27 protein-coding genes are annotated in these 26,108 nt (G+C 68.7%); 11 read left to right on the top strand and 16 right to left on the bottom strand.

The genetic code is table 11. The features are described from left to right. Positions 1–25: 25 nt before the first annotated feature. Both ACSVDD_RS05105 and ACSVDD_RS05100 read left to right on the top strand, forming a co-directional pair. On the top strand, positions 26–1,639 hold the full coding sequence (locus tag ACSVDD_RS05105; RefSeq protein ID WP_448188201.1) for a benzoate-CoA ligase family protein: 1,614 nt from the start codon (positions 26–28) through the stop codon (positions 1,637–1,639). Between the two features lie 20 nt (positions 1,640–1,659). Continuing rightward, the gene (locus tag ACSVDD_RS05100; protein ID WP_448188515.1) at positions 1,660–2,721 is read left to right on the top strand and encodes an MBL fold metallo-hydrolase; all 1,062 of its coding nucleotides are present in this window, start codon (positions 1,660–1,662) and stop codon (positions 2,719–2,721) included. Here the strand turns inward: ACSVDD_RS05100 and ACSVDD_RS05095 are convergent. The 7 genes from ACSVDD_RS05095 to pstS form a co-directional block, all read right to left on the bottom strand. Further along, on the bottom strand, positions 2,664–3,620 hold the full coding sequence (locus tag ACSVDD_RS05095; protein WP_448188200.1) for an acetyltransferase domain-containing protein: 957 nt from the start codon (positions 3,618–3,620) through the stop codon (positions 2,664–2,666). The genes ACSVDD_RS05100 and ACSVDD_RS05095 overlap by 58 nt on opposite strands. Before the next feature lie 67 nt (positions 3,621–3,687). After that, complete coding sequence (locus ACSVDD_RS05090; protein WP_448188199.1) at positions 3,688–3,942, bottom strand: hypothetical protein; 255 nt, start codon at positions 3,940–3,942, stop codon at positions 3,688–3,690. A gap of 11 nt (positions 3,943–3,953) precedes the next feature. Next, positions 3,954–4,748: a DNA/RNA non-specific endonuclease gene (locus ACSVDD_RS05085; RefSeq protein ID WP_448188198.1), complete on the bottom strand. Its 795-nt coding sequence runs from the start codon at positions 4,746–4,748 to the stop codon at positions 3,954–3,956. A gap of 148 nt (positions 4,749–4,896) precedes the next feature. After that, a complete protein-coding gene (gene pstB / locus ACSVDD_RS05080; RefSeq protein WP_448188197.1) occupies positions 4,897–5,736 on the bottom strand; it encodes a phosphate ABC transporter ATP-binding protein PstB in 840 nt (279 codons plus the stop codon). Further along, entirely contained in the window at positions 5,733–6,614 is an 882-nt protein-coding gene (gene pstA, locus ACSVDD_RS05075; protein ID WP_448188196.1) for a phosphate ABC transporter permease PstA, read from the bottom strand. Before pstA ends, pstB begins: the two co-directional genes overlap by 4 nt. Before the next feature lie 4 nt (positions 6,615–6,618). Beyond that, the gene (gene pstC, locus ACSVDD_RS05070) at positions 6,619–7,596 is read right to left on the bottom strand and encodes a phosphate ABC transporter permease subunit PstC (protein ID WP_448188195.1); all 978 of its coding nucleotides are present in this window, start codon (positions 7,594–7,596) and stop codon (positions 6,619–6,621) included. 65 nt (positions 7,597–7,661) lie between these two features. Beyond that, a complete protein-coding gene (pstS, locus tag ACSVDD_RS05065) occupies positions 7,662–8,738 on the bottom strand; it encodes a phosphate ABC transporter substrate-binding protein PstS (RefSeq protein WP_448188194.1) in 1,077 nt (358 codons plus the stop codon). 233 nt (positions 8,739–8,971) lie between these two features. Between pstS and ACSVDD_RS05060 the strand changes: the two genes are divergently transcribed. Further along, on the top strand, positions 8,972–9,487 hold the full coding sequence (locus ACSVDD_RS05060) for an invasion associated locus B family protein (protein WP_448188193.1): 516 nt from the start codon (positions 8,972–8,974) through the stop codon (positions 9,485–9,487). A 58-nt stretch (positions 9,488–9,545) separates the two neighbouring features. On the opposite strand, the gene ACSVDD_RS05055 is transcribed toward ACSVDD_RS05060, so the two are convergent. Both ACSVDD_RS05055 and ACSVDD_RS05050 read right to left on the bottom strand, forming a co-directional pair. Next, positions 9,546–10,481, bottom strand: coding sequence for a DMT family transporter (locus ACSVDD_RS05055; RefSeq protein WP_448188192.1), 936 nt, complete (start codon positions 10,479–10,481; stop codon positions 9,546–9,548). A 92-nt stretch (positions 10,482–10,573) separates the two neighbouring features. Further along, positions 10,574–11,128, bottom strand: a complete 555-nt coding sequence (locus ACSVDD_RS05050) for a hypothetical protein (protein ID WP_448188191.1) — start codon at positions 11,126–11,128, stop codon at positions 10,574–10,576. Positions 11,129–11,327: 199 nt separating this feature from the next. Here ACSVDD_RS05050 and ACSVDD_RS05045 point away from each other — a divergent pair, with 199 nt between their 5' ends. The 4 genes from ACSVDD_RS05045 to ACSVDD_RS05030 all read left to right on the top strand — a co-directional run bounded on the left by ACSVDD_RS05045 (position 11,328) and on the right by ACSVDD_RS05030 (position 14,654). Then, positions 11,328–12,851, top strand: coding sequence for a bifunctional aminoglycoside phosphotransferase/ATP-binding protein (locus tag ACSVDD_RS05045; RefSeq protein WP_448188190.1), 1,524 nt, complete (start codon positions 11,328–11,330; stop codon positions 12,849–12,851). Between the two features lie 127 nt (positions 12,852–12,978). After that, positions 12,979–13,845, top strand: a complete 867-nt coding sequence (locus tag ACSVDD_RS05040) for a universal stress protein (protein ID WP_448188189.1) — start codon at positions 12,979–12,981, stop codon at positions 13,843–13,845. A gap of 86 nt (positions 13,846–13,931) precedes the next feature. Beyond that, positions 13,932–14,216 carry a hypothetical protein gene (locus ACSVDD_RS05035; protein WP_448188188.1) on the top strand — a complete coding sequence of 95 codons (285 nt, stop codon included), beginning with the start codon at positions 13,932–13,934 and terminating at the stop codon, positions 14,214–14,216. A gap of 78 nt (positions 14,217–14,294) precedes the next feature. Then, entirely contained in the window at positions 14,295–14,654 is a 360-nt protein-coding gene (locus ACSVDD_RS05030) for a hypothetical protein (protein WP_448188187.1), read from the top strand. Between the two features lie 135 nt (positions 14,655–14,789). Here the strand turns inward: ACSVDD_RS05030 and ACSVDD_RS05025 are convergent, their stop codons facing one another. Both ACSVDD_RS05025 and ACSVDD_RS05020 read right to left on the bottom strand, forming a co-directional pair. After that, complete coding sequence (locus ACSVDD_RS05025) at positions 14,790–14,951, bottom strand: hypothetical protein (protein WP_448188186.1); 162 nt, start codon at positions 14,949–14,951, stop codon at positions 14,790–14,792. Between the two features lie 267 nt (positions 14,952–15,218). Continuing rightward, complete coding sequence (locus tag ACSVDD_RS05020; protein ID WP_448188185.1) at positions 15,219–15,617, bottom strand: dihydroneopterin aldolase; 399 nt, start codon at positions 15,615–15,617, stop codon at positions 15,219–15,221. Between the two features lie 258 nt (positions 15,618–15,875). Between ACSVDD_RS05020 and ACSVDD_RS05015 the strand changes: the two genes are divergently transcribed. Further along, a complete protein-coding gene (locus tag ACSVDD_RS05015) occupies positions 15,876–16,193 on the top strand; it encodes a helix-turn-helix domain-containing protein (protein WP_448188184.1) in 318 nt (105 codons plus the stop codon). A 39-nt stretch (positions 16,194–16,232) separates the two neighbouring features. On the opposite strand, the gene folK is transcribed toward ACSVDD_RS05015, so the two are convergent. From folK to ACSVDD_RS05000, 3 genes are all read right to left on the bottom strand, one after another. Then, on the bottom strand, positions 16,233–16,718 hold the full coding sequence (gene folK / locus ACSVDD_RS05010) for a 2-amino-4-hydroxy-6-hydroxymethyldihydropteridine diphosphokinase (protein WP_448188183.1): 486 nt from the start codon (positions 16,716–16,718) through the stop codon (positions 16,233–16,235). After that, positions 16,715–19,462, bottom strand: coding sequence for a formate dehydrogenase subunit alpha (gene fdhF, locus ACSVDD_RS05005; protein ID WP_448188182.1), 2,748 nt, complete (start codon positions 19,460–19,462; stop codon positions 16,715–16,717). Before fdhF ends, folK begins: the two co-directional genes overlap by 4 nt. Before the next feature lie 81 nt (positions 19,463–19,543). After that, positions 19,544–19,714: a type II toxin-antitoxin system VapB family antitoxin gene (locus ACSVDD_RS05000; protein WP_448188181.1), complete on the bottom strand. Its 171-nt coding sequence runs from the start codon at positions 19,712–19,714 to the stop codon at positions 19,544–19,546. Between the two features lie 171 nt (positions 19,715–19,885). Here ACSVDD_RS05000 and ACSVDD_RS04995 point away from each other — a divergent pair, with 171 nt between their 5' ends. Next, positions 19,886–20,320, top strand: a complete 435-nt coding sequence (locus ACSVDD_RS04995) for a hypothetical protein (protein ID WP_448188180.1) — start codon at positions 19,886–19,888, stop codon at positions 20,318–20,320. A 4-nt stretch (positions 20,321–20,324) separates the two neighbouring features. Here ACSVDD_RS04995 and ACSVDD_RS04990 read toward each other — a convergent pair whose 3' ends face one another. Next, positions 20,325–22,019, bottom strand: a complete 1,695-nt coding sequence (locus ACSVDD_RS04990; protein WP_448188179.1) for an NAD(P)H-dependent oxidoreductase subunit E — start codon at positions 22,017–22,019, stop codon at positions 20,325–20,327. A gap of 152 nt (positions 22,020–22,171) precedes the next feature. Between ACSVDD_RS04990 and ACSVDD_RS04985 the strand changes: the two genes are divergently transcribed. Together ACSVDD_RS04985 and ACSVDD_RS04980 are read left to right on the top strand one after the other, a co-directional pair. Further along, complete coding sequence (locus ACSVDD_RS04985) at positions 22,172–22,789, top strand: SRPBCC family protein (protein WP_448188178.1); 618 nt, start codon at positions 22,172–22,174, stop codon at positions 22,787–22,789. Between the two features lie 126 nt (positions 22,790–22,915). Next, the gene (locus ACSVDD_RS04980; RefSeq protein ID WP_448188177.1) at positions 22,916–23,326 is read left to right on the top strand and encodes a c-type cytochrome; all 411 of its coding nucleotides are present in this window, start codon (positions 22,916–22,918) and stop codon (positions 23,324–23,326) included. Between the two features lie 84 nt (positions 23,327–23,410). On the opposite strand, the gene pepN is transcribed toward ACSVDD_RS04980, so the two are convergent. After that, the gene (pepN, locus tag ACSVDD_RS04975; protein WP_448188176.1) at positions 23,411–26,080 is read right to left on the bottom strand and encodes an aminopeptidase N; all 2,670 of its coding nucleotides are present in this window, start codon (positions 26,078–26,080) and stop codon (positions 23,411–23,413) included. Between the last annotated feature and the right edge of the window lie 28 nt (positions 26,081–26,108).

Here is a 26,108-nt window from a genome sequence, read left to right as displayed (position 1 = left end):
CCGTAAGGATTGGAGGAAACCCGCCATGAAGCCGCTCTCGCTGCCGACCATCATCGTGGATACGTCGCAGTCGCCGGCCGCGATCACCTTCGCGCCCGGCTTCAACGCCGCCGTGCCCTTCATCGACCGCCACCTGGACGAGGGGCGCGGCGCCAAGGTCGCCATCCGCACCGTGTCCGGCCGCGAGGTCACCTACGCCGAACTGGCCGCCAACGTGAACCGTTGCGGCAACGCGCTGCGGGCGCTGGGCGTCGAGCGCGGCCAGCGGTTGCTGATGGTGGTGAAGGACTGTCCGGAGTTCCTCTACCTGTTCTGGGGCGCCATCAAGGCCGGCATCGTGCCGGTGCCGCTGAACACGCTGCTGCGCACGGCCGATTACCAGTACATGATCGAGGATTCCGGCTGCACCGCCGTGGTCTGGAGCCCGGAATTCGCCGCCGAATTCACCCCCGCCGTTCAGGCCGCCAAGCCCGGCCCTGCCGTGGCGCTGCCGGTGGAGGGAGAAGGCAAGAGCATCGTGTCGCTGATGGCCGAGGCGTCCGACCAGTTGGAGGCCGTGCCGTCGGCGGCGACCGCGCCGTGCTTCTGGCTGTATTCGTCGGGCTCGACCGGCCGGCCCAAGGGCACCGTGCACCGCCAGCGCGACATGGTCGCCACCAGCCAATGGTACGGGCAGGAGGTGTTGGGCGTGCGCGAGGACGACGTCTGCTTCTCCGCCGCCAAGCTGTTCTTCGCCTACGGTCTGGGCAACGGCAACACGGTGCCGCTGTGGGCCGGCGCCACCGTCGTGCTGCTGGACGTCAAGCCGACGCCCGAGAACACCTTCGCCACCATCGAGCGCTTCAAGCCGACCATCTTCTACGGCGTGCCGACGCTGTACGCCGCGCAACTCCAGGCGCTGGAAAAGGCAACCCCGGACCTGTCGTCGCTGCGCGTCTGCGTCTCGGCCGGCGAGTCGCTGCCGGCCGACATCTTCCGCCGCTGGAAGGAGCGCACCGGCACGCTGATCCTCGACGGCATCGGCTCGACCGAGGCGCTGCACATCTTCATCTCCAACCGGCATGAGGACGCGCGGCCGGGGTTCAGCGGCACGCCGGTGCCGGGGTACGAGGTGCGGATCGTCGATGATCGCGGCAACCCCGTTCCGGTCGGTGAATCGGGGCGTCTGCAAGTCAAGGGTTGGTCCACCGCCGCGTATTATTGGAACAACCCGGAGAAGACCGCAGCAACCATGCTCGGCGACTGGCTGGACACCGGGGACACTTACAGCAAGGATGCGGACGGTTATTACCAGTATTGCGGGCGCAGCGACGACATGCTGAAGGTGGGCGGCATCTGGTGCTCGCCCATCGAGATCGAGAGCCGTCTGGTCAGCCATCTCAAGGTGCTGGAGGCCGCCGTCATCGGCACGCCGGACGCCGCCGGGCTGGTCAAGCCGGAGGCTTGGGTGGTGCTGCGCGATGGGGTGCGGGCCAGCGAAAGCCTGTCCGATGACCTCATGCAGCATTGCAAAGGCGCGCTGGCCCCTTACAAATTCCCGCGACGCATCCATTTCGTCCAGGAACTGCCCAAGACGGCCACCGGCAAGATCCAGCGCTTCCGCCTGCGCCAGATGACCGGCGAGCCGACAGGGGCCTGAACTTCGGAGACACCGTGACCATGACAGCCGCCGCCCACCCGTCCTTCGACCGTCCCGTGGAGGCCGGCTCGGTCCAGGTGGCGCCCGGCGTGCACTGGCTGCGCATGCCGCTGCCGTTCCAGCTCGACCACATCAATCTGTGGCTGCTGGAGGACGGGCCGGGCTGGACGCTGGTGGACACCGGCTTCAGCAACGAGGCCACCCGCGCGCTGTGGGAGCGGATGTTCGCCACCGTGCTGGAGGGGCGGCCGATCACCCGCGTGATCGCCACCCACTTCCACCCCGACCATATGGGGCTGGCCGGCTGGCTGGTGCAGCGCTTCGACGCGGCGTTCCACGCGACGCTGGCCGAATGGCTGTACGGACGCATGATCAGCCTGGACCCGGACGAGCTGACCCGCCCGTTGGTCGAGCGCTTCTACCGCCACGCCGGGCTGCCGGAGGAGATGATCACGGCGGTGATCAACCGCCCCAACGGCTACCGCACGGCGGTGACGCCGCTGCCGACCACGCTGAACCGGCTGCGCGACGGCGACGTGCTGGAGGTGGGCGGGCACACCTGGCGCGTCGTCGTCGGCCGCGGGCATGCGCCGGAACAGGCCTGTTTGCTGGACGAGGCGCGCGGCCTGTTCATCGCCGGCGACCAGATCCTACCGAAGATCAGCCCCAACGTCAGCGTCTGGCCGCACGAGCCCGACTCCGATCCGCTGGCCGACTATCTGGCCTCGCTGGAGGCGTTCAAGGCGCTGCCGGACGGGCTGCTGGTGCTGCCGTCGCACGGACACCCCTTCATGGGTTTGCATGCCCGCATCGACGAACTGATCGAGCACCACGGCCTGCGCCTCGACGAAACCCTCGATGCCTGCGCCGAGCCGGCGACGGCGCACGAGGTCATGCTGGCGATGTTCACCCGCAAGCTCGATGTCCACCAGACCCGCTTTGCGGTGGGCGAGGCCATCGCGCACCTGAACCACCTCGTCCGCCAGGGGCGTCTGGTCCGCGAGCGCGCGGATGGGGTGGACCGCTACCGCTTGCACCCCAGCACCACGGCCGCCACGGCGGCGCGGGTGCTGCCGACGTAGCGGTTCGCCAGCACGTCCTGCCACAGGTTCGCGCGCTTGAGGTCGTCGGCGATGCAGCGGCATTGCGCGGCGCAGGTCGTCTGGCCGCTGGTGGCGCAGCCGGCCTCGCAGTTCGCCACGAAGTCCCGCGTCTCGCGGTCTTCCGCTCCACCGGACAGCAGGGCCAGCAGCGACAGCGCGCCGAACAGCACGGGCTGGTGCACGAGGTAGATCGGCAGGCTCCAGCGCCCGGCCCAGGCCAGCGCGCGGGTGGGCTTGCCGGTCGGGCGCCACACGGCGATGGCGCCGCGTCCACGCCACAGCCGGCCCAGCGCGATGCCCCACAGGACGATGCCGAACCACGGGAACAGCGGCACGTAGTCGTTGGAGTCGGGATGGAACGTCATCAGCCCGATCCATTGCAGCGCCGGATGGTCGAACATCGGCACGCTGACATGGTCCGGCAGCGCGAAGACCACGACGCCCAGCGCCGCGGTCGCCCAGGCTGGCAGGCGCAGGAACGCGAGGCCGAGCACGCTTGCCACTGCGATGTGGTGCAGCACGCCGAAGAAGATCGGGCTGTCCGGGAACTGGACGTAGGACACCGCCGACACGGCAGCCGCGGCGGCGGTCAGCAGGCCGAGGCGGCGCAGGTAACGCCGGCGGTCGAAGCCGCGCTCCACCGCCAGCACGAGGCTCACCCCGGTCAGCAGCAGGAAACTGCCGAGAATGGCTGTGCGCGCCGCCAGCCAGAACGGATTTTCGAGCAGATCGAACTGGGCGAAGCCCAGGAAATCCAGGTCCCAGCTGAAGTGGTAGGCGACCATGGCGAGGATCGCCACGCCGCGCGCCGCATCGACCACAGGAAGACGGTTGATGGGCAAACGGACGGCGGCGGGGGAGAGCGGCGCAGGGGGCATGGATGGTTGATGCCCGAAGGCTCGGGGCCTGTCTACTTTTCCCCTCTCCCGCCCCGGGAGAGGGGCTTTACTTGAATGGATTCTCCACGCTGTCCGTGGGCTCCGGCGGCGGGACGTGGTCGGGCAGGTCCTTTTCCGCTTCCAGCGCCTTCACCACGCGGTCCAGCAGGTCGCGCAGGTCGCGGGCGTGCTTCAGGCCCTCCTTGTCACGCGTCAGGTCGATGTTGCCGTAGACTACGACGCGGTCGGTGCGGTTCTCCACCGTCAGGTCGGCAATGCCGATGGAGTCGCTCTCGTTGGCATACGGTTTGATCGTCTTCATCGGACCCTCTTCTACCGTCGTTCGCCGACCTGCGGGCGGCGGCCCTGCGGCGCCGGCTCGGGCAAGGGCATGGCGACGTCCTTCACGGCGCGGGACAGAGTAGGGAACACGTCGATCCCGGTGATCGTCTCCAACTCGCTGATGGACAATGCCGTCCAGCTATCCCCTGCGGCGTTGGCAACGTGGTAGGCTCCGGCCTGACCGGTCCGTGGATCGTACACCGCCTTGAAGATCTGCGTCGGCACCAGCACGCGGCCCTTCAACCGCTCCAGCCGCTCGCCCTGGTAGATCGGGCCGGTGACCACGTAGACCTCGCCCTCCCGGCGGGCCAGCACACGTACCGCCGCCTCGATGTCGCTCCACAGGTTGCGGTTGTTCTCAGGGTTCTGTGGAATCATGTTGGCGAGGCTGAAGGACTCGTTCTGCTGCTCCGGGTCCGGCATGTCGCCGCTGGGCGCCATGTGACCACGGTCGAAGCCGGAGCGGGTGTAGTCCGACAACTCGGCGCGCTCGTCCTTCGGCAGGTTGGGATCGGGATGGAAGCTGTTGTTGCGTTCCAGCCCACGGGCGGCGTTGACCCGCTCGCGGGTCAGATGCTCGGCGGCGTAGAGCGGCGTGCGGGTGATGCCGGAGTGCAGGACGGCGAACCCGGTGTAACACAACTCGTGCGTTCGGGCAGCGAGGCGCTCGTTGACGAGGTTGGGCGCGTCGCCGCCGGCGAAGTGCTGGGGACACGCGCTGGACGCCGCTTGTGTCCCGGCGGGGACGGCCAGCAAGACCGCGGCGAACGCAAGGCAGCGAAGCATGACGGCACCGATTTGGCTTCGGTGCCGGACTCAACGCGATGGATGGGCTGGGGGTTCACTCCGCCAGCCGAGACCTACCCAATATCGTCATCCCCGCTTTTTGAGGGGATGACGGTTGACGTGGTCGAGGTGGGAAGTGTCTGCCCGATCAGCCGAACCGCCCCGTGATGTACTCCGCCGTCTTCTCGTTGGACGGGTTGGTGAAGATGGTCTCGGTCTCGCCGTACTCGACCAGTTCGCCCAGGTACATGAAGGCGGTGAAGTCGGACACGCGGGCCGCCTGCTGCATGTTGTGCGTCACGATGGCGATGCAGTAGTCGGACTTCAGCTCGTCCACCAACTCCTCGCACTTGGCCGTCGAGATCGGGTCAAGCGCCGAGGTCGGCTCGTCGAGCAGCAGCACCGACGGCTTCACCGCGATGGCGCGGGCGATGCACAGGCGCTGCTGCTGGCCGCCGGACAGGCTGAGGCCGCTCTGGCGCAGCTTGTCCTTCACCTCGTCCCACAGGGCCGCGCGGCGCAGCGAGTACTCGACGCGCTCGTCCATGTCGGCGCTGGACAGCTTCTCGTACAGCTTCACGCCGAAGGCGATGTTGTCGTAGATCGACATCGGGAACGGCGTCGGCTTCTGGAACACCATGCCGACGCGGGCGCGCAGCAAATTGACGTCCTGCTTCGGCGACAGGATGTTCTCGCCGTCCATCAGCACCTCGCCGGTGGCGTGCTGCTTCGGGTACAGGTCGTAGATGCGGTTGAGGATGCGCAGCAGCGTGGACTTGCCGCAGCCCGATGGGCCGATGAACGCCGTCACCCGCCGGTCCAGCAGCGACAGGTTGATGTTCTTCAGCGCCCGGAAACCGTCGTAGTAGAAGTCTAGGTTGCGGATGGCGATCTTCTCGGCCATGCCGGCGCCCGGCATCGTGTCGCTGCGGCGCACTTCGGTGCGGATGTCCATGGAGCGGGTGGTCTCGGCAGTGGCCATGGTCATTTGCTCGTCGTGCTGAGGGCCGCGAGGGCGCGGGCTCCGATGTTGAGGGTCAGGATCGCCAGGGTGATGACCAGGGCGCCGCCCCAGGCCAAACGCTGCCATTCCTCGTAGGGCGACATGGCGTACTGGAAGATGACCACCGGCAGGTTGGCCATCGGCGCGTTCATGTCGGTGCTCCAGAACTGGTTGTTCAGCGCGGTGAACAGCAGCGGCGCCGTCTCGCCGCTGATGCGGGCGATGGCCAGCAGCACGCCGGTGATCATGCCGTTGCGGGCCGCGCGGTAGGCGATCATGGTGACCATCTTCCACTGCGGCGCGCCCAAGGCCGCGGCGGCCTCGCGCAGGCTGTTGGGCACCAGCTTCAGCATGTCCTCGGTGGTGCGCACCACCACGGGGATGACGATCACCGCCAGCGCCACCGCCCCCGACCACGCGGAGAAATGGCCCATGCGGATCACCAGCACCTCGTAGACGAACAGGCCGACGATGATGGACGGCGCGCTCAGCAGGATGTCGTTGATGAAGCGGATCGACTCGGCCAGCTTGTTACCCTTGCCAAACTCGGCCAGCCAGGTGCCGGCCAGGATGCCGATGGGCGTGCCCAGCGCCGTCGCGACCGAGGTCATCACGACGCTGCCGAAGATGGCGTTGAGCAGGCCGCCCTCCGCACCCGGCGGCGGCGTCATCTGCGTGAACATGGCGAAGGTGAGGCTGCCCACCCCGTTGAACAGCAGCGTCCACAGGATGGCGACCAGCCAGAACAGGCCGAGGCCGGCGGCACCCAGCGCCAGCGACAGCGCAAAGCGGTTGACCACGCGGCGGCGGCGGTAGATCGCCAGATTGAGGCCGGGCAGGGCGGCTGTGGCGGCATCGGTCATGGCGTCAGGTCCCCGCGTTGCGTTGCAGGCGCACCAGCATCAGCTTCGCCAGCGACAGCACGATGAAGGTGATGATGAACAGGATCAGGCCCAGCGCCACCAGCGAGGAGGTGTAGACGTCGCCCACGGCCTCGGTGAACTCGTTGGCGATGGCGGCGGAGATGGTCGTGCCCGGCGCCAGCAGCGAGGAGGTGATGCGGTGCGAGTTGCCGATCACGAAGGTGACCGCCATCGTCTCGCCCAGCGCGCGCCCCAGGCCCAGCATCAGCCCGCCGACCACGCCGACCCGCGTGTAGGGCAGCACGACGCGCCAGACCACCTCCCAGGTGGTGGCGCCGAGGCCGTAGGCCGATTCCTTCAGCATGGGCGGCACCGTCTCGAACACGTCGCGGGTGATGGACGTGATGAAGGGCAGCACCATGATGCCGAGGATCAGCCCGGCGGTCAGGATGCCGATGCCGTACGGCGGCCCCATGAAGACGTCTTCCAGGTACGGCAGCTGGCCCAGCGTGTTGATCAGGAACGGCTGCACCGTGCTCTGCATGAAGGGCGCGAAGACGAACAGGCCCCAGATGCCGTAGATGATCGAGGGGATGCCGGCCAGCAGCTCGATGGCGGTGCCCAGCGGGCGCTTCAGCCGGCCGGGGCACAGTTCCGTCAGGAACAGCGCGATGCCGAAGCTGACCGGCACGCCCACCGCCATGGCGATCAGCGCGGTGACCAGCGTGCCGTAGATCGGCGCCAGCGCACCGAACTTCTCGGTGACGGGGTTCCACACCTCGGTGGCGGCGAAACCGAAGCCGAACTCCTTGAGGGCCGGCAGCGAGCCTTCGACCAGGGCGATGATGACGCCGCCCAGCAGCGTCAGCACGACCAGGGCGAAGAAAAGGGTGGCCCAGCGGAACGCGGCGTCCTGGAGACGCTGGTTCTGGCCGTGGCTTCGGGAGGAGGTCCGCTCGGACACGATGGCTATGTCGGTCATGGTTGCTCCAACGGTCGTGGGGAGGCGCGGCATACCGGACCTCCCCCCGACTCAGGCTGGACGTATCACTTGTTGGCCGCGGCGGTCCAGACCGGCTTGTCGCCGGCCTTGATCTGCTCGCCCCAGGTCTTTTCCACCATCTGCACGACGGTGTCGGGCATCGGCACGTAATCCAGTTCGGTGGCGATCTTGTCGCCGTCCTTGTAGGCCCAGGCGAAGAACTTCAGCGCCGCCTCGGCCGACGCTGCGTCCTGCGGGGCCTTCGGCATCAGGATGAAGCTGGCGCCGGTGATCGGCCAGCTCTCGGCGCCGGGCTGGTTGGTCAGCAGCACGTAATAGCCCTTGGCGTTGGCCCAGTCGGCGTTGGCCGCGGCGGCCTGGAAGGCCGAGATCTTCGGCTCGACGATCTGGCCGTCCTTGTTCTGCAGCGCGGCGTGCGGGATGCCGTTCTGCTTGGCGTAGGCGTATTCGACGTAGCCGATGGAGCCTTCGGTCTGCTTGACCATATTGGCCACGCCCTCGTTGCCCTTGGCGCCGATGCCGGCCGGCCACTGGACCGACGTGTTGGCGCCGACCGTCGAACCGAACTTGGGGCTGGCCTTCGACAGATAGTCGGTGAACAGGAAGTTGGTGCCCGACCCGTCGGAGCGGTAGACCGGGGCGATGGCGACGTTCGGCAGCGTGGCGCCGGGGTTCAGCGCCTTGATCTGCTCATCGTTCCACTTCTTGATCTCGCCCAGGTAGATGTTGCCGAGCACGACGCCGCTCAGCTTGATCTCGCCCGGCTTGATGCCCTTCAGGTTGATGACCGGAACCACGCCGCCCATGATCTGCGGCCACTGCACCAGGCCGGACTGCTCCAGCTCCTCGGGCTTGAGGGGCATGTCGGAGGCACCGAAGGTGACGGTCTTCGCCTTGATCTGTTTGATGCCGCCGCCCGAACCGATGGACTGGTAGTTCAGCCCGATGTCGGTCTGCTTCTTATAGGTGTCGGCCCACTTGGAATAGATCGGGTAGGGGAAGGTCGCGCCGGCGCCGGAGATGTCGGCGGCCTGGGCCGTAACAGAGGCCCCGCTCGCGGCCACGACGGCGCACAGGCCCATCGCGGCGTGGCGGAGGGTCGTCTTGGTGAGGATGGTCACGATCTCAACTCCCGTTTCTGGTTCCAGCGCGTTTGTCACAGCGGCTTGGACGCGGCGGACCTTAGTCGTCGTGTGAGTCCGGTTTGTTGCGGTTGTGTTGCAGTTTTGTGAATTGTGCCCCGTGCGCAGGGGTCCTATGCCACGCTTTGAGTAACAACGAATTGGGGGTAGGATCGCCGCGCCCGGCTGGGGGGCCGGGGTGTCGAGAGAAAGGACTGACCGTGGGTTTGGCGATGCGGTGGACGAGGATTCTGGGCTTCGGTCTTGCGGGGCTGTGCGGCTTGGCGGGGGGCATGCAGCCGGGCGCCGCCCGCGCGGCGACGGTGGAGGAAATGGGGCCGGAAGGCCAATGGATGGCCGATTGCTCCATGGACCGCATGACCGACACGCGCACGTGCCGCGTGCTGGTCTACCGTCTGCTCGGCGACGCGTCGGGCGCCATGCGCACCGCGGCGATCAGCGTCGTGCCGGTGGGCAAGGACTATGAACTGTTCCTGACCATCGACAAGGGCGTGGTGGACCGCTGCGCGCTGCGCGTCGATCGCCAGCCGCGACTCGAATCGACGGTGTCGACGATCAGCGTCTGCGTCTTCGCGAACTTCGCCGCCGACAAGGTGGCCGACAGCTTCCGCAACGGCACGACGGTGCTGACGCGCTTCACCTTCAAGGATGGCAGCCAGCAGGACATCGACTTCCCGCTGAAGGGCTTCAAGCAGGCGTTCGAGGAAATGGCGCGCGGGTTGAAGTAGCGTTCTTTGTTCCCTCCCCTGCAAAGCGGGGGAGGGTTAAGGTGGGGGCACGCGAAGCTTAATCCTCCCCCGCCGCCGGGGCCGCAGCCAGCATCGTGCGGCGTTTGACGGTCTCGCGGTGCAGGATGTAGCAGCCGCTCGCCACCACGATTGCGGCGCCGGCAATCACATGCCAGTCCGGCACCTCGTGCCACAGCAGCCAGCCGAACAGCGCAGCCCAGATGATCGAGGCGTAGTTGAACGGTGCGATCACCGCCGCCGGGGCCAGCGTGTAGGCGCGCGTCATGAACAGCTGCGCCGATCCGCCCACAAGCCCGGTCATCACCAGCAGCACGAAGCCGTGCAGGTCCGGCGTCCGCCACGCGAACGGCAGGGTCAGCGCGCACAGCAGCGTGGTGGTCAGCGTGAAGTAGAAGACGATGGTGTTGGCGCTCTCGCTGGAGCTGAGCTGGCGGATGGCGATCATGGCGAAGGACTGCGCCAGCGCCGCCGACAGCGCCACCATGGCGCCCAGTTGCAGCATGTCCTGGCTCGGCCGGACGATCACCAGCACGCCGACGAACCCCACGGCCACCGCGCTCCAGCGGTGGATGCCGACCTTCTCGCTCAGCAGCGGCACCGACAATGCGGTGAGGAACAGGGGCGCCGCGAAATTCAGAGCCACCGCGTCGGCCAGCGGCAGCAGGTGGAACGACCAGAACATCAGCGTCATCGACAGGAGGCCGATGCACGACCGCCAGAGATGGCCCATCGGCCGCGCCGTGCGGATGGTGCCGAAGCCACCCTGCGTCATCACCGTCGCCCACACCGGCAGCAGCGCGAAGGCGTTGCGGAAGAAGGTGACCTGCGTCAGCGGATAGTCGGCCGTCGTCACCCTCACCAGCACGTTGAGGATGGAGAAGAGGAACACCGCGATCAGCATCATCATGATGCCGCGCGGCGCGTTGTCGACTCGTCGGACGGCGGGGACAGCGGCGGGGGGAGGAGGAGGCATGTTGCGGATGCTAGCAAATCGCTGCGAGCCGCGTCATGCCCTGTCCGAATGGCCGCGTTGCAGACGGTCCGTGCGCCCTATTGCCTGAACACTTATTGCCCGAGCAGCGCGCCGAAGGGCAGGCGGTAGGTGAAGCCGACCACGTTGTTGGTTTCGGTGCGGCTGTCGGCAGCGGGGCCGCCGGTGATGCGGCTGTAGCCCAGCGTCACCCGCGAGCGGTTCTCGAACTGGTAGCCCAGTTCGACCTGCGAGCGGAACTCGATGGTTCCACGGTTTTCGCGCGGCGAGTTGGCGACATACCCCGCGCCCACGCTGGGCGTGAACAGGAACGAGCCGACCGGGACATCGAGCAGCACGCCGCCGCGGCTGGTCACGGTGCCGTCCGGCTGCTTGTTGCCGGCGACCCACGGCTTCAGCGCCGCGTAAGGCTCCAGCCCCGGCAGCGGGGCGGCGCCCAGGCGGTATTTCTGCTGCATGTCGCCGATCGTCTCGGAGCGGTCGGTCGGCACGGAATTGGAAAAGGCGAGGGAACCCAGACGCCAGCTCGGCACGGTGTCGACCGGCGCCAACGCCTCTTCGGCGCACGCCGGTCCGGCAGCCACAACGCCCAGGGAAACCACAGCGATGGCAACACGGCAGCGAGTCACGGCACGCCCCCCGATTTCCAATGCTTGGCCACAGTGTGCACCGAAAAATGTTTCCATAACGTCAATAGGGATTCACGCCGCGGGTTTGCAAGGGGGCAATGCTGCTACTCCGCCGAGGCGCTCAATTTGTCATAACGGCAAAAGGACGTACCAAGTGCGGAGATGCGCCCGTTCCCGCGCAAGATGTTAGAGTGCCGGCATGACCGACGACCAGCGCGCCGTCATCGCCTTCCTCGCCGATCCGCGCACGCACGGCGGCCGGGCGGTGGAGCGCATCGACACGCACGGCGCCATGATTTTCCTGGCCGGCGACACCGCCTGCAAGCTCAAGCGCGCGGTGCGCTTCCCCTATATGGACTTCGCGACCCGCGACAAGCGCCGGCTCGCCTGCGAGGCGGAACTGGCGCTGAACCGGCGCACCGCGCCGGACCTCTACTTGGCCGTCGAGCCCGTGGTGCGCGGCGCCGATGGGCGGCTGGCGCTGGACGGTGCCGGGGAGGCGCTGGACTGGGTGGTGGTGATGCGGCGCTTCGACGGGGATCTGCTGTTCAACCGGCTGGCCGATCGCGGCGCGCTGACGCCCGACCTGATGCGCCGGCTAGCCGAGGCGGTGGCCGCCTTTCACGCCCAGGCGGTGCGGCGGCCGGACGGCGGCGGGGCGGAGGCCATGCGCGCCGTCGTCGCCGAGAACCTGACGGAGCTGCGCCAACGCCCGGACCTGTTCGCGCCGCCGCGGGTGGAGCGGCTGGCCGCGCTGTCGGAGGCGGCGCTGGTGCGGCACGGCGCGCTGATGGACGCGCGGGCGCACGACGGACTGGTGCGGCACTGCCACGGCGACCTGCACCTGCGCAACATAGTGCTGTGGAAGGACCGGCCGACGCTGTTCGACTGCATCGAGTTCGACGAGGCGTTCGCCGTCATCGACGTGCTGTACGACCTCGCCTTCCTGCTGATGGACCTCGACCACCGCGGCCTGCGCCCGCTCGGCAACGCGGTGTTCAACCGCTATCTGGAAGTGACCGGCGACCTGGAGGGGCTGGCGCTGCTGCCGCTGTTCCTCGCCGCGCGGGCGGCGGTGCGCGCCAAGATCGGCGCCGCGGCGGCGGCCGTGCAGCCCGATCCCGAGAAGGCCGGCGCGTTGCAGGCGGACGCCGCCGCCTATCTGGAGCAGGCGGTGTCCGCGCTGGAGCCGCCGGCGGCGCGGCTGGTGGCGGTGGGCGGGCTGTCGGGGACCGGCAAGACGACGCTGGCGCGCGGCCTTGCGCCCGGCCTGGGGCCGGCGCCCGGCGCGCTCATCCTACGCAGCGACGCTCTGCGCAAGCAGCTCATGCAGGTGGACGAGACGGTCCGCCTGCCGGCCGAAGCCTACACCCCCGCGGCGACTCAGCGGGTCTACGCCGAGATCGCGCGCCGGGCCGGCGTGGCGCTGGCCGCCGGGCACGCGGTGCTGGCCGACGCCGTCTACGCCCGCCCCGAGGAGCGCCGCGCCGTCGCGGCGGTGGCGGAGCAGGCCGGCGCCGCCTTCTGCGGCCTGTGGCTGGAGGCGGCGATGCCCGCGCGCGCCGGCCGGGTGGAGGCGCGCAGCGGCGACGCCTCCGACGCCACGGCGGAGGTGGTCCGGCTTCAGCAGGGCTATGACTTGGGCATCGTCGAGTGGGCGCGGGTGGACGCCGATGCCGAGCCCGCCGCTGTCCTGGGTGCGGCGAAGGGTACCCTGGATTAATACATTCGGAACGCGCGCCCGCCGTTGTGTTGGAGTATCATAGCGAACGATCGGCGCCCGCGGGCTGCACCGCCCGCCGCCGCGCCACTGAAGCAAGACGGGCCGCCCAACGGCCTGGGAGGCGAAGATGTCCATCAAGACCATTCTCGTGCCGCTGAGCGGTGTCGATTCCGATCCCGTAGCCCTGTCGGCGGCGTTCACCGTCGCCCGGCTGTTCGACGCCCACGTCGACAGCCTGTTCGTCAAGCTCGACCCGCGCGACGCGGTGCCGATGCTGGGCGAGGGCATGTCCGGCGCCATGGTCGACGAGATCATGAGCGCTGCCGAAAGCGAGGCCGACGGCCACCTTTCGGCGGCCCGCCGCCACTTCGAGGAGATCGTCCGGCGCGAGCAGATCGACCTGCGCGAAGGGCCGCCGGCCCTGGAGGGCATTTCCGCCCGCTGGCGCGAGGTGGTCGGCCGGGCCGAGGAACTGGTGCCGCTGGAAGGCCGCCTCGCCGACCTGCTGGTCTTCTCCCACACGGAGATCGACCGCGACGCGCAGGCCTACGCCACGCTGGAAACCGCGCTGCTGGGCGCCGCGCGCCCGCTGCTGCTGGCGCCCAAGGGCGGGCTCACGACCATCGGCAAGACCATCGCCGTGGCCTGGAACGGCAGCCCCGAGTCCGCCCGCGCGGTGGCCGGCGCCATGCCCTTCCTGCGTCAGGCCGACGCCGTGCACGTGCTGACCGCCGAGACCTCGGTGACGCAGTCCGCGACAGGTCGTCGCATTGCCGAATATCTGGCTTGGCATGACGTTAATTGTCAGTTAACCATTGTGAAGCCGGGATCGGAACCGGTCGGCCAGGTGCTCATGGGCAAGGCGGCCGAGTTGGGTGCCGACCTCCTGGTGATGGGGGGATACGGGCACAGCCGCATGCGGGAACTGATCCTTGGCGGCGTCACCCGGTACGTACTCGGTCACGCCGGCCTGCCGGTGCTGATGGCCCATTAACCGACGCGCGGCACGGACACGCCCTCCACGCCGGACGGTCTTTGGCCCTCCAGGTTCGTCTCTAATATTAGGGAAGGAACCGCTCCATGTTGACGATCGACGACTGCATCGCGCTCAGCGATCTGACGGAACAGGAGATCGACGCCATCGCCGAGCACGAACACGTGCCGGAGATGGTGGCTGTGGAGATGGGATGCTGTCTGGTCCATTGCGCGGACGGGCAGCGGCGCATCGCTTCGTTCATCCGTGACGACATCGACCGGGCGCGCCGCCATGGCAACGCCCGGCACGCCGCCGACCTGACGGTGGTTCTGCGCGGCTTCGTGGCGCACCACGGGGACCTGTACGGCGCGCGGAACCTCGGCGCCTGAAAAGTCATTTATAATCGGGGAGGGTGACGGGAGCGCACAGGGCGCTCCCGCCCTCTTTCATTGATAAGGACGACCGCCGTGCCTCTGAAGAAAATTCGCCTGGAACTGGCCCGAACGCGCGAGTTTCCCGAGGGCAGCGGCGAGCACGGCTACGAATTCCTGGCGCCGCTCGACGCCCACGGCCAGTTCGACGTGGATGAATGGCGAGCCAACCGGGACAAGTGCAAAGTGCACCGCTTCTGGCGCGGCGAGGACGACCAGCACGGCACGCTGATCCACCGAGGCCAGCGCTGGGCCTTCCATTACGAGGATGGCGACGACGAGGACGAAGAGCCCATCTTCCGCTTCGACCGCCACAGCTTCGTCGAGGGCGAGTACGTCTCCATCACCGAGCACGATGGCGAGCAGCGGACGTTCCGGATCGTCGGGGTGCGGTAGGAGAGGGGGCTCTATTCAGATACGGATCAGATACAGAAAACGCCGCCCCGCTGGATGCGGACGCGGCGTGCGTGTGGCGGGCCGATTGATTGAACGCCGGGGCCTCGTTCGGTGGGACCCGGATCGTCGGAGAACTCAGGCGGCGAGGCGCTCCTGCTGCTGGGCGCGCAAACGGCGGCGCATCTGTTCCATGAGGCGCTGGACGTGCTCGCGGCTGATGCCGTCGCGGGTCATCACGGCCACGACGATCGGGTCGTCCAGGATCTCGGTCAGGCTGGGATCCTTGCGAAACTCCATCGTCTTCTCCTCCCATTTGCTTGCCCGTTGGCGTAGGGCATTGTTCCTTCGGCAGATTCGACAGAACAGTATTTCGCAAGAATAAAGCATTGCGTAACTATCTGCCATTACCGCTTTGGTCGGCTCGCCTTCAGGATTAGTGCCTTTCGTTCGAGGTTCGGCGTGCAGCGCAGCAATCGTGGTCTGTCAAAGGGATAGAGTTCTGGTTGCACTGCACCATCCGAATGCCACGGGTCATAGCCGTCGACAGGTGCATATCCGAAGGTGTTACACCCCTTCGCCGCGTTCGCGGGAGACGGTGACCCCGGCGACCGCACCGGAGGCATGCTCCGGCAATTCCACGTCGACGCGCACGCTGCACACCTTGGGCTGCTTCAGGCACAGCGCGGCGGCGCGCTCGGCCAGTTCCTCGACGCCGGGCAGGCGCTCGTTGGCGCACAGGCTGCGCAGATCCTGCACGATCGGCTCGTAGGACATCACCGCGGCGATGTCGTCGGCAAAGTCCGGACCGGGGTGCGCCACCGTCAGGCGCACATTGAAGTGCGCCGGCCGGTGCTCATTCTCGCCGCGCAGGATGACCGGGGCGGTAAAGTCACGCAGGAAGATGGTGTAGGTGGGGGCCGCGCCGCCGGGGGCGGAGCGCCGCTGAAAACTCTGTTCGACCAAGGGTACGGATCTCCCGGACGTGGGCGGCTGCTGGTCCGCTCCGATTGGGGGGCGGGGCCGCGTCGTCGCTGATGCCGCCAGTATAGCCGATGCCGCCCGGAAAGCCATGGGCGAGGACGGGGCGCCATCGTAGGAAGGGCGGACCGCCCCTAACGGATAGTCGATACTCCTTTGGCCTGATTGCGCATGGCGTCCGACGAAGGCAGCATAGCCGGCAAAAGAAGAAGAATCAGTCACTCACCGTCGGGAGGACGCCGAATGAACCTGCGCCCAGAGACTCCGTTTCAGGACGCGTACAGCAACGCCACATCGGTCTTCACTGGCCGCGATTTCATCCACAGCCTTGGCAACAACCTGGGGGAGGTGGGCGGCAGTGGCCTTCAACACCAGAAGAACACGCTTGCCGGCTGGATCGCGTTGATCGCCGACGACCGCGGGCTTGGCCCCCAGGACGTCGCGGGCGTGGCTGGTCTCGACCGCGAACTGGCCGCCGCCATCCTCGGCGGCACCGTGAAGGCCGTCCCGCTGTCCGTGCTGGACCGCACGTTGCGCGCGCTGGAAAACCGCACGCATTGAGGGGATGGGCATGGGCCGGCCGTTCGCCCGGCCCATGCCCTATTGCGAAAACTTCACCACCGTCTCCGCCCCCGGTACGTCCGCCAGCAGGTCCGCGATTGTGCGGCCGAGCACGGGGTGACGCACATCTGCCGCCACGTCGGCCAGCGGGCGCAGCACGAAGGCGCGTTCGGCCATGCGCGGGTGCGGGATCTCCAGCGCCGCGTTCGCCAGCACCGTCTCGCCGTAGAGCAGGATGTCCAGATCCACCTCGCGCGGGCCGAAGCGCACGCCGCCGACGCGGCGGCCCAAGTCCGCCTCAATGCCCTTCAGGTGCGCCAGCAGGGCGTCCGGCAACAGGTCCGTCTCCGCCCGCAGCGCCATGTTGAGGAACGCCGGCTGGTCGGTGACGTACATGGGCGCCGTCTCGTAGACGGCCGAGCGCGCGGTCACCGCCGCCGCCGGGGCAAGGCGTGCGATGGCTGCCTCCAGGTTCGCCCGGCGGTCGCCGAGGTTGCTGCCCAGCGCCAGATAGACAATCGTCATGCGGGCCTCTCCACGCGGGCGGCGCAGAACTTGAACTCGGGGATCTTGCCCACGGGGTCGAGCGCCGGGTTGGTCAGCAGGTTGGCCGCGGCCTCGGCGTAGCAGAACGGGATGAACAGCATGCCCGGCGCCACGTCGCGGTCGGCGCGTGCCTTGATGCGGATGCGTCCGCGCCGGGTCGCCACCTCCACCACCCCGCCGGGCGCCACGCCCAGCCGCGTCAGGTCGGCCGGGGCGAGGAGCGCCATCGCCTCCGGCTCGATGGCGTCGAGCGCCGCGGCGCGCCGGGTCATGGAGCCGGTGTGCCAATGCTCCAGAATGCGGCCGGTCGTCAGGATCATCGGGTACTCGTCATCGGGCGTCTCGTCGGGCGGAGTGATTGCGGCGGGCACGAAGCGGCCACGGCCGTTTGCCGTGGCAAAGCCGTTGCCGCCGAGGATGGCGCGGCCGGGCTGCGTCTCGTCCTCGCAGGGGGCGACCACGGAGCCTTGCGCCTCTAGCCGCGTCCACGGGATGCCGGCCAGCGGGGGCATGACCTTGCGCATCTCCTCGTACACCTCACTGACGTGGGGGTAGCTCCAGGGCAGGCCGAAGCGCCGGGCCAGCTCCTGGATGATCCGCCAGTCCTCGCGCGCCTCGCCGGGGCAGGGCAGGGCCTTGCGGGCGAGCTGCACGCGGCGGTCGGTGTTGGTGAAGCTGCCGGTCTTCTCCGGGAAGGCGGAGGCCGGCAGCACCACATCGGCGTGGAATGCCGTCTCCGTCAGGAAGATGTCCTGCACCACCAGCATGTCGAGCTTGGCGAGCGCCGCGCGAGCGTGCCCCGCGTCGGGGTCGGACATGGCCGGGTTCTCGCCCATGATATACATGCCGCGGATCTGGCCGGCGTGGATGGCATCCATGATCTCGACCACCGTCAGGCCCTTCTTCGGGTCGAGCGGCGCGCCCCAGAACGCCTCGTACCGCGCGCGGACCTCCGGGTCCTCGACCGGGCGGTAGTCGGGGTAGACCATGGGGATCAGCCCGGCGTCCGAAGCCCCCTGCACGTTGTTCTGGCCGCGCAGCGGGTGCAGGCCGCAGCCCGGCCGCCCGACCTTGCCGGTCATCAGGGCGAGGCTGATCAGGCAGCGCACGTTGTCGGTGCCATGCACGTGCTGCGACACGCCCATGCCCCAGAACACCATGGCGGTCCGGGCGGTGGCGAAGCGACGGGCGATGGTGCGGATCTCCGTCGCGTCGACGCCGCACAGCGGCGCCATGGCCTCTGCCGAGAAGCCCTTCACATGGTCGGCGAGGGCGGCGAAGCCCTCGGTGTGCGTCTTGATGAAGGCTTGGTCGGTCAGCCCCTCCTCGACGATGGTCGCCAGCATGCCGTTCAACAGCGCCACGTCGGTGCCCGGCCGGAAGCGCAGCACGTGCGTGGCGAAGCGCGCCAGCGCCTGCCCGCGCGGGTCGGCGACGATCAGCGTGGCTCCCTTGCGGACCGCGTTCTTGATGAAGCTGGCGGCGACGGGGTGATTGACCGCCGGGTTGGCGCCGATGACGAAGATCACCTCGGCGTTGCGGCATTCCTCGATGGGCGCGGTGACCGCGCCCGAGCCGATGCCCTCCATCAACGCCGCTACCGAGGAGGCGTGGCAGAGCCGCGTGCAATGGTCGACGTTGTTGGTGCCGAAGCCGGTGCGCACCAGCTTCTGGAACAGGTACGCCTCCTCGTTCGAGCCCTTGGCGGAGCCGAAGCCGGCCAGCGCGTTGCCGCCGTGCCCGTCGCGGATGCGCCGGAGGTCGGTGGCGGTGCGGTCCAGCGCCTCCTCCCAGGTGGCCTCGCGGAAGTGCGTCCAGGGGGTGGTGGGATCGACCGCCATGTCGGCTCCCTTGGGGGCGTCGGCGCGGCGGATCAGCGGCCGGGTGAGGCGGTGCGGGTGGTGCACATAGTCGAAGCCGAAGCGGCCCTTGACGCACAACCGGTTTTGGTTGGCCGGTCCGTCGCGGCCGATGGCGCCCACCAGCCGGTCATCCTGGATCTGAAAGGTGAGCTGGCAGCCCACGCCGCAGTAGGGGCAGACGCTGTCCACGGTACGGTCGGGGGTGACGGTCTTCAGCCCGCGCGCGTCCACCTGCGCGGCCGGCATCAGCGCCCCGGTCGGGCAGGCCTGCACGCACTCCCCACACGCCACGCAGGTCGAGCGGCAGAGCGGGTCGTCGCAGTCGAAGGACGGCTTGGCGTGGGACGCGCGGTGGGCCATGCCGATGACGTCGTTGCCCTGCACCTCGCGGCAGGCGCGGACGCACAGCGTGCAGCGGATGCAGGCGTCCAGATTGACCGCGATGGCCGGATGGCTGCGGTCGGGTTTCGGCCGCGGGCGGGCGGGGAAGCGGCTGGCCGTGACGCCGACCGCCTCGGCCCAGCGCCAGAAGCGGCTGTCGGGGTCGTGCGCGACCTCCTTGGGCGGCTGGTCGGCGAGCAGCAGCTCGAACACCATCTTGCGCGCCGCCTTGACGCGGGGGGATGCGGTCTCGACGCTCATGCCGGCGGTGGGCTTGCGCGTGCAGGACGCGGCCAGCGCGCGCTCGCCGTGTACCTCCACCACGCAGGCCCGGCAGTTGCCGTCCGCCCGGTACCCCGGCGAGGGGAGCCAGCACAGGTGCGGGATCTCGACGCCGTGACGCTCGGCGACCTGCCAGATCGTCTCGCCGGCCCGCCCGGTTACGGTATGGCCGTCGAGGGTGAAGTGGATTTCGGTCATCGAGTTCTCTCAATTCCGTCATCCCCGCCTGCGCGGGGATGACGGTAAGTGATTGGAATTATGTGAATTGCTGGGTTTGGCTCAGTTCGGCAATCCATTTTCGTCATAGCCCAGGATCTCATCCGGGCTGCGTGGATCAAGCACCGGGAGCGACGCGCAGTGCTTTCCGATCTCAATGAGCCGTTCCCTCATCTGGGAGGCCAACTCCTGGGCGAGGCGGTCCGCCTCGGGGTGGTTGATGATGAGGGTCATGGGTGCGCATCCTCTGCCGACGCTCGCATCCTAACATGGTGTCCGGCATCCCGCGACGGCCAGCCCGTGGCCCCTTCCGGTGGGGCGTGGAGGTGGTATGTTCGGAACCGGCGGCAACGCGCCGCCCCTCGGAAGGGTTTCCTTGGGCAAAGATCGCACGGAGGGCTGGGGATGAAGAGGTTGGTGCGCGTGGCGGGTTTGGCCGCCCTGGCGGGGCTGGCGGCGTGCGCCAGCAACAGCCCGGACATCGAGATCGCGCAACGGGCGCAGACGCAGCTGGTCGGCCTGCCGAAGGCGCAACTGCTGTCCTGCGCCGGCGTGCCGACGCGGCAGGCGGTGGCCAATGGCGACGAGTACTACACCTACTCGCAACGCCCCGTTTACGTCAGCGACGCCCCCGCCGTCAGCCTTGGCGCCAACGGGGCGACCGGCGAAGGGATCGTGCTCGGCCTGGGAGTCGGTGTGCCGGTGTTCAGCGGACGCGGCACCCAGGGCTGCGACGCCACCTTCGTGCTGCGGGGCGGCGTGGTGCGGCAGGTCTCCTACCCGGTGGGCGCCAGCCTCGAGGATTGCGGCGCCCTCGTCGCGGCCTGTATGCCCAAGTAGACCGTCACGTCACCTCGTCGGCGAACCAGCGCAGCACCGAGCGGACCGGGTTGCACGCCGCCTGGCCCAGGCCGCAGATGGAGGCGTCGCGCATGGCGGCGCCCAGCTCGTCCAGCAAGGCGGTGTCCCACAGCGGGCGCTCCATCAGCGCCAGCGCCTTCTCGGTGCCGGCGCGGCAGGGCGTGCACTGGCCGCACGATTCGTCGGCGAAGAACCGCATGAGGTTGAGCGCGGTGTCGCGCAGGCTGTCCTCCTGCGACAGCACGATCACCGCGGCCGAGCCGATGAAACAGCCGTGCGGCTCCAGCGTGCCGAAGTCGAGCGGCACGTCGGCCATGCTCGCCGGCAGTATGCCGCCCGACGCCCCGCCGGGCAGGTAGGCCTTGAAGGTGTGGCCGTCCGCCATGCCGTCGCAGAACTCGTCGATCAGTTTGCGCACCGTGATGCCGGCGGGCGCCAGCTTCACCCCCGGTTCGCGCACGCGGCCCGACACGGAGTAGTGGCGCTGGCCGGTGCGTCCCTGGCGGCCGAAGCCGGCGAACCAGCCCGGTCCGTTCTCCAGGATCGGGCGCACCCAGTGCAGCGTTTCCACGTTGTGGATCAGCGTCGGGCGGCCCCACAGGCCGGACTCCGCAGGGTAGGGCGGCTTCTGGCGGGGTAGGCCGCGCTTGCCCTCGATGCTCTCCAGCATCGCCGATTCCTCGCCGCAGATGTAGGCCCCGGCGCCGCGGCGCAGGTGGATGCGGGTGACGCGGTCCAGGCCCTCGGCCGACAGGCGGGCGATCTCGCGCGCGAGGATGGCGCGGATCACCGGGTATTCGTCGCGGACGTAGAGGAAGACGTCCGTCGCCTCGATGGCCCAGGCGGCGATCAGCATGCCCTCCAGCATCTGGTGCGGCGAGCCCTCCAGCAGGCGGCGGTCCTTGAAGGTGCCGGGCTCGCCCTCGTCGGCGTTGACCGCCATCAGGCGCGGGGCCGGGCGTTCGCGCAGGAAGCGCCACTTGCGCCCGGCCGGAAAGCCGGCGCCGCCCAGGCCGCGCAGGCCGGCACCGTCCAGGCGCGCGATGTAATCCTCCGGCGTGGCGCGCCCGTCCAGCGCATCGCGCAGCAGACGGTAGCCGCCGCCAGCCGTATAGGCGTCGAAATCCTGGTAGGCCGGCACGTCCGGCTCGATCCGGCCGGCGGCCACCGCGGCGGCGACGGAATCGGGCGTCGCGTGGTCCACCGGGCGGCGCCCGACCAGCACGGAGGGGCCGGTGTCGCACCGCCCCATGCAGGGTGCCGGCGCCACCCGCACCCGCGCCGGGGCCATGCGGCGCGTCAGCTCGGCGTGCAGATCCTCCGCCCCGGCCAGCGAGCAGGTCAGCCCGTCGCAGACCCGCACGGTGACCGGCGGCGGGGCGGGCTCGCCTTCGCGCACCACATCGAAGTGAGCGTAGAAGGTGGCGACCTCGTGCACCTCGGCCTGCGACAGCCGCATCTCCTCGGCCAGCGCGGCGAGGTGGGCGGCCGAGAGCGCGCCGAAGGCGTCCTGGATGCGGTGCAGATGCTCGATCAGCAGGTCGCGGCGGCGCGGTTCGCCGCCCAGCACGGCCCGCACCTCGGCCAGCGCGCGTGCGTCGACGGGGCGCCCCTTGGTCAACGGCGAGGCGCTGCGGCGGACGGCACCGGGGTGGCGGGAGGCGGGGGTGTCGGACAATTGCGGCTCCGCGGGCTTGCCTGGGGAGCGGAAGCCTAGCAGATGGAATCGTGTCCCGTCAGCCGGGCGAGGGATGGGCAGGCGCCGGAAACGGTTTAGTTTCCCGCGCGGGCAGGAAACGATAGCTTGGCCGGGACGGAGGAGGACACGCCATGGACATGACCGGAACCCACCGCATCCTGGCCCCGCGCGAGCGGGTATGGGCGGCGCTCAACGATCCGGAGGTGCTGCGCCAATGCATCCCCGGCTGCGAGGAGGTGCAGAAGCTCTCCGACACCGAATTCACCGCCAAGGTGCACGCCAAGGTCGGCCCGGTCAGCGCCCGCTTCACCGGCAAGGTGACGTTGTCCGACCTTGACCCGCCGCAGGGCTACCGGATCACCGGCGAGGGCTCCGGCGGGGCGGCCGGATTCGGCAAGGGCGGCGCCGTCGTGCGGCTGGAGGACGAGGGGCCCGCCACCGTGCTCAACTACGAGGCGCACGCGCAGGTCGGCGGCAAGCTGGCGCAGATCGGCTCGCGGCTGGTGGACGGCACGGCGCGCAAGATGGCGGACGACTTCTTCACCCGGTTCGCCGCCATGCTGGGGGAGGATACCCCGGCCGAGGAGGCGCCGGCAGCGGCGGAGTCGATGGCGGCGCCGGTGCGACTCGTTTTGCCGGAGGTCCCGCTGCCGATGCCGATGCTGCGGATGGGGCAAGGCTTCTATGTTCCGTGGGTTGCCATCGGGCTTGCGGCGGTGCTGTTCGCCCTGATGTTGGGTATGTCCTGAACGGCGTGGATGAAAGCCCCCGCTTCCGCTGTTCGTTGGGGTTGGCAGTTCGTTGAATCTGTGTATTCTGCCCCCCGAACCCGCAGCCGGCCCCGACCGGTCAATACAACAAAGGGAACGTACCAAATGAGCAAGAAGCTTTTGATCGGTGCCGCTCTGGCTCTGAGCATGACCGCCGCCGCTGGTGTCGCGCAGGCTGCCGGTGATGCCGCTGCCGGCAAGGAAGTCTTCAAGGAGTGCATGGCCTGCCACACTGTCGAGGCTGGCAAGAACAAGGTCGGCCCGTCGCTGCACGGCGTTGTCGGCCGCAAGGCGGGCTCGATCGACGGCTTCAAGTACTCCAAGCCGATGCAGGAGAAGAATGCCGCGGGCTTCGTCTGGACCCCGGAGAACCTGATGGCCTACGTGCAGGCCCCGAAGGAAATCGTCCCGGGCGGCACGATGGCCTACGCCGGCCTGAAGAACGTGCCGAAGTACAAGGATAACTCCGCGGCTGCCGCCGAGAACCTGATCGCCTTCCTGAGCGAGCAGAAGTAAGCGCGCGAGTCGTCGCCGCGATCACCGGGCCGGAGGGGCAACCCTCCGGCCCGGTTCGTTTTTGGAGAATGCTTGCGGCGAGCCTTACCCCACCGCCTCCAGACTCTTCGTCGCCACCTCGAAGACGTCCGGCGACAGTCCGGGTTGGGCGGCGATGCGCTTCAGTTCGGCGCGCATCAGCTCCTGCCGGCCGGAATCGTAGCGGCGCAGGCGGGAGAACGGCCCCATCAGGCGCGCCGCCACCTGCGGGTTCATTGGGTCGAGGTGCAGCACCTGATCCGCCAGGAACCGGTAGCCGGCTCCGCCCGGCTCGTGGAAGCGCACCGGGTTGCCGCCGGCGAACGCGCCGATCAGCGCATAGACCTTGTTAGGGTTGCGGATCTCGAACGCGGGGTGGTCGAGCAGGCGCGTCACGTCCGCCAGCGCGGCCGGCCGGCTGGCCGTCGCCTGCACGGTGAACCACTTGTCCACCACCAGCGGCTCGCCCTTCCAGCGCTCGTAGAAGCCGGAGAGCGCTTGCGAGCGCTCCGCCGCGTCCGACCCGGCGAGCAGGCCGAGCGCCGCGATGGCGTCGGTCATGGCGTGGGCGCCGTGGAACTGGCCGACGCACAGGCCGACCGCCTCCGCGTCCTCCAGCGCCATCAGGTAGGCGAGGCAGAGGTTCTTCAGCGCCCGGCGGCCGATGGCCGCGGCGTCCACCGAGAACGGCTCGTTGCCGGCGCTGGCCCGGTAGCCCGCCAGCCACTTCGGCCGCAACGCCTCGGCCAGCCGTTTGCGGGCGAACTCGCGGGCGGTGTGGATGGCGTCGGGGTCGATCACCGGCATCTGCGTGCCGAGGTAGGACTCAGTCGGCAGCACCAGCGCCTGCGCCGCGAAGGCCGGGTCCTTGGACGAATCGTCCAGCACCGCCTCGACCGCAGCGACGAAGCTCTCGGGCAACTCCAACGGCCGACCAGCCTGGGCGTCGGCGACGAGCTTCAGCAGGATGCGGGTGCCCAGCGTCTGCCCGGCCTCCCACCGGTTGAAGGCGTCGCTGTCGTGCGCCATGAGGAACGTCAGGTCCGCGTCCGACAGGTCGGTCCTCAGCGTCACCGGCGCCGAGAAGCCGCGCAGCAGCGACGGCACGGGCCGCGCCGGCACGTCGGTGAACTCGAACACCTGCTCGCTGTTCTTGATGGGCAGGACGCGCGACGTGCCGCCGGCCTGCGCCTCGCCCTTCAGCGTCAGCGGCAGATCGTTGCCGTCGGGGCCGAGCATGCCCATGGCCAGCGGGATGTGCATGGGCAGCTTGGTCGGTTGGCCGGGCGTCGGCGGTACGGTCTGGCGGATGGTCAGGCGGTAGGTGCGCGCGGCGGCGTCGTAGGCGCCCGACGCCTCGATGACCGGCGTGCCGGCCTGCCGGTACCACAGCTTGAACTGCGTGAGATCGACGCCGGTGGCGTCCTGCATGGCGGCGGCGAAGTCGTCGCAGGTCACCGCCTGCCCGTCGTGCCGCTGGAAATAGAGGTCCATTCCCTTGCGGAAGCCCTCCTTGCCCAGCAGCGTGTGCATCATGCGGATGACTTCCGAGCCCTTGTCGTACACCGTGGGCGTGTAGAAGTTGTTGATCTCCACATAGGCGTCCGGGCGCACGGGGTGCGCCATGGCGCCGGAATCCTCGGTGAACTGCACGGTGCGCAGGCGCTGCACGTCGGAAATGCGCTTCACCGCGCGGGAGTGCATGTCGCTGGAGAATTCCTGGTCGCGGAAGACGGTCAGCCCCTCCTTCAGCGACAGCTGGAACCAGTCGCGGCAGGTGACGCGGTTGCCGGTCCAGTTGTGGAAGTACTCGTGCGCCACCACGGCCTCGATCCCCAGGAAATCCTGGTCGGGGGCGGTCTCCGGCTTGGCGAGGATGTACTTGGTGTTGAAGACGTTGAGCGACTTGTTCTCCATCGCCCCCATGTTGAAGTCGCTGACAGCGACGATGTTGAAGATGTCCAGGTCGTATTCCAGCCCGAACACCTCCTCGTCCCATGTCATGGACTTCTTCAGCGAGGTCATGGCGTGGTCGATCTTGCCCTCGTTGCCCGGCTCGACGTAGATGCGCAGCGTGACGTCACGTCCCGACGCGGTGCGGAAATGGTCCTCGATGTGGCGCAGGTCGCCGGCGACCAGGGCGAACAAATAGGCGGGCTTGGGGTACGGGTCGTCCCAGCGCGCCCAATGGCGGCCTTCCGTCGCGTCGCCACCATCCACCAGATTGCCGTTGGACAGCAGCACGGGATAGCGCGCCTTGTCCGCCTCGATGGTCGTGGTGTAGCGCGCCATCACGTCGGGGCGGTCGGCGAAGTAGGTGATGCGCCGGAATCCCTCCGCCTCGCACTGCGTGCAGAAGTTGCCCGACGACTTGTAGAGCCCCTGGAGTGCGGTGTTCTCCTGCGGCTTGATGCGAACCAGTGTTTCCAGCGTGAAGGCGGCCGGTACGCGCGGGATGGTCAGGCGGGCATCGTCCACGCTGTAGCACTCGGGCGCCAGCACCGTGCCGTTCATCGCCACCGAGACGAGGTCCAGCCGCTCGCCGTCGAGGGTCAGCGCCGGGTGCTCCAGATCGTCGCGCGCCGGGTTGCGGCGGATGGCGAGCTTGGCGCGCACGGAGGTCACCTCCTCGCGCAGGTCGAAGTGCAGGTCCACCGTGTCGATGAGGTGCGCGGGCGGCCGGTAGTCCTTGAGGTGGATCGCCTTCGGCGCGACCTTCGCGATGCCTTTGTCCATGACGGTGTCTTTCTGCTCCCGTTGGCTG

The organism is Azospirillum terrae (assembly GCF_053470425.1).
The sequence above is the reverse complement of the archived record's forward strand: the minus strand, read 5'-3'. Positions and strand labels throughout refer to the sequence as shown.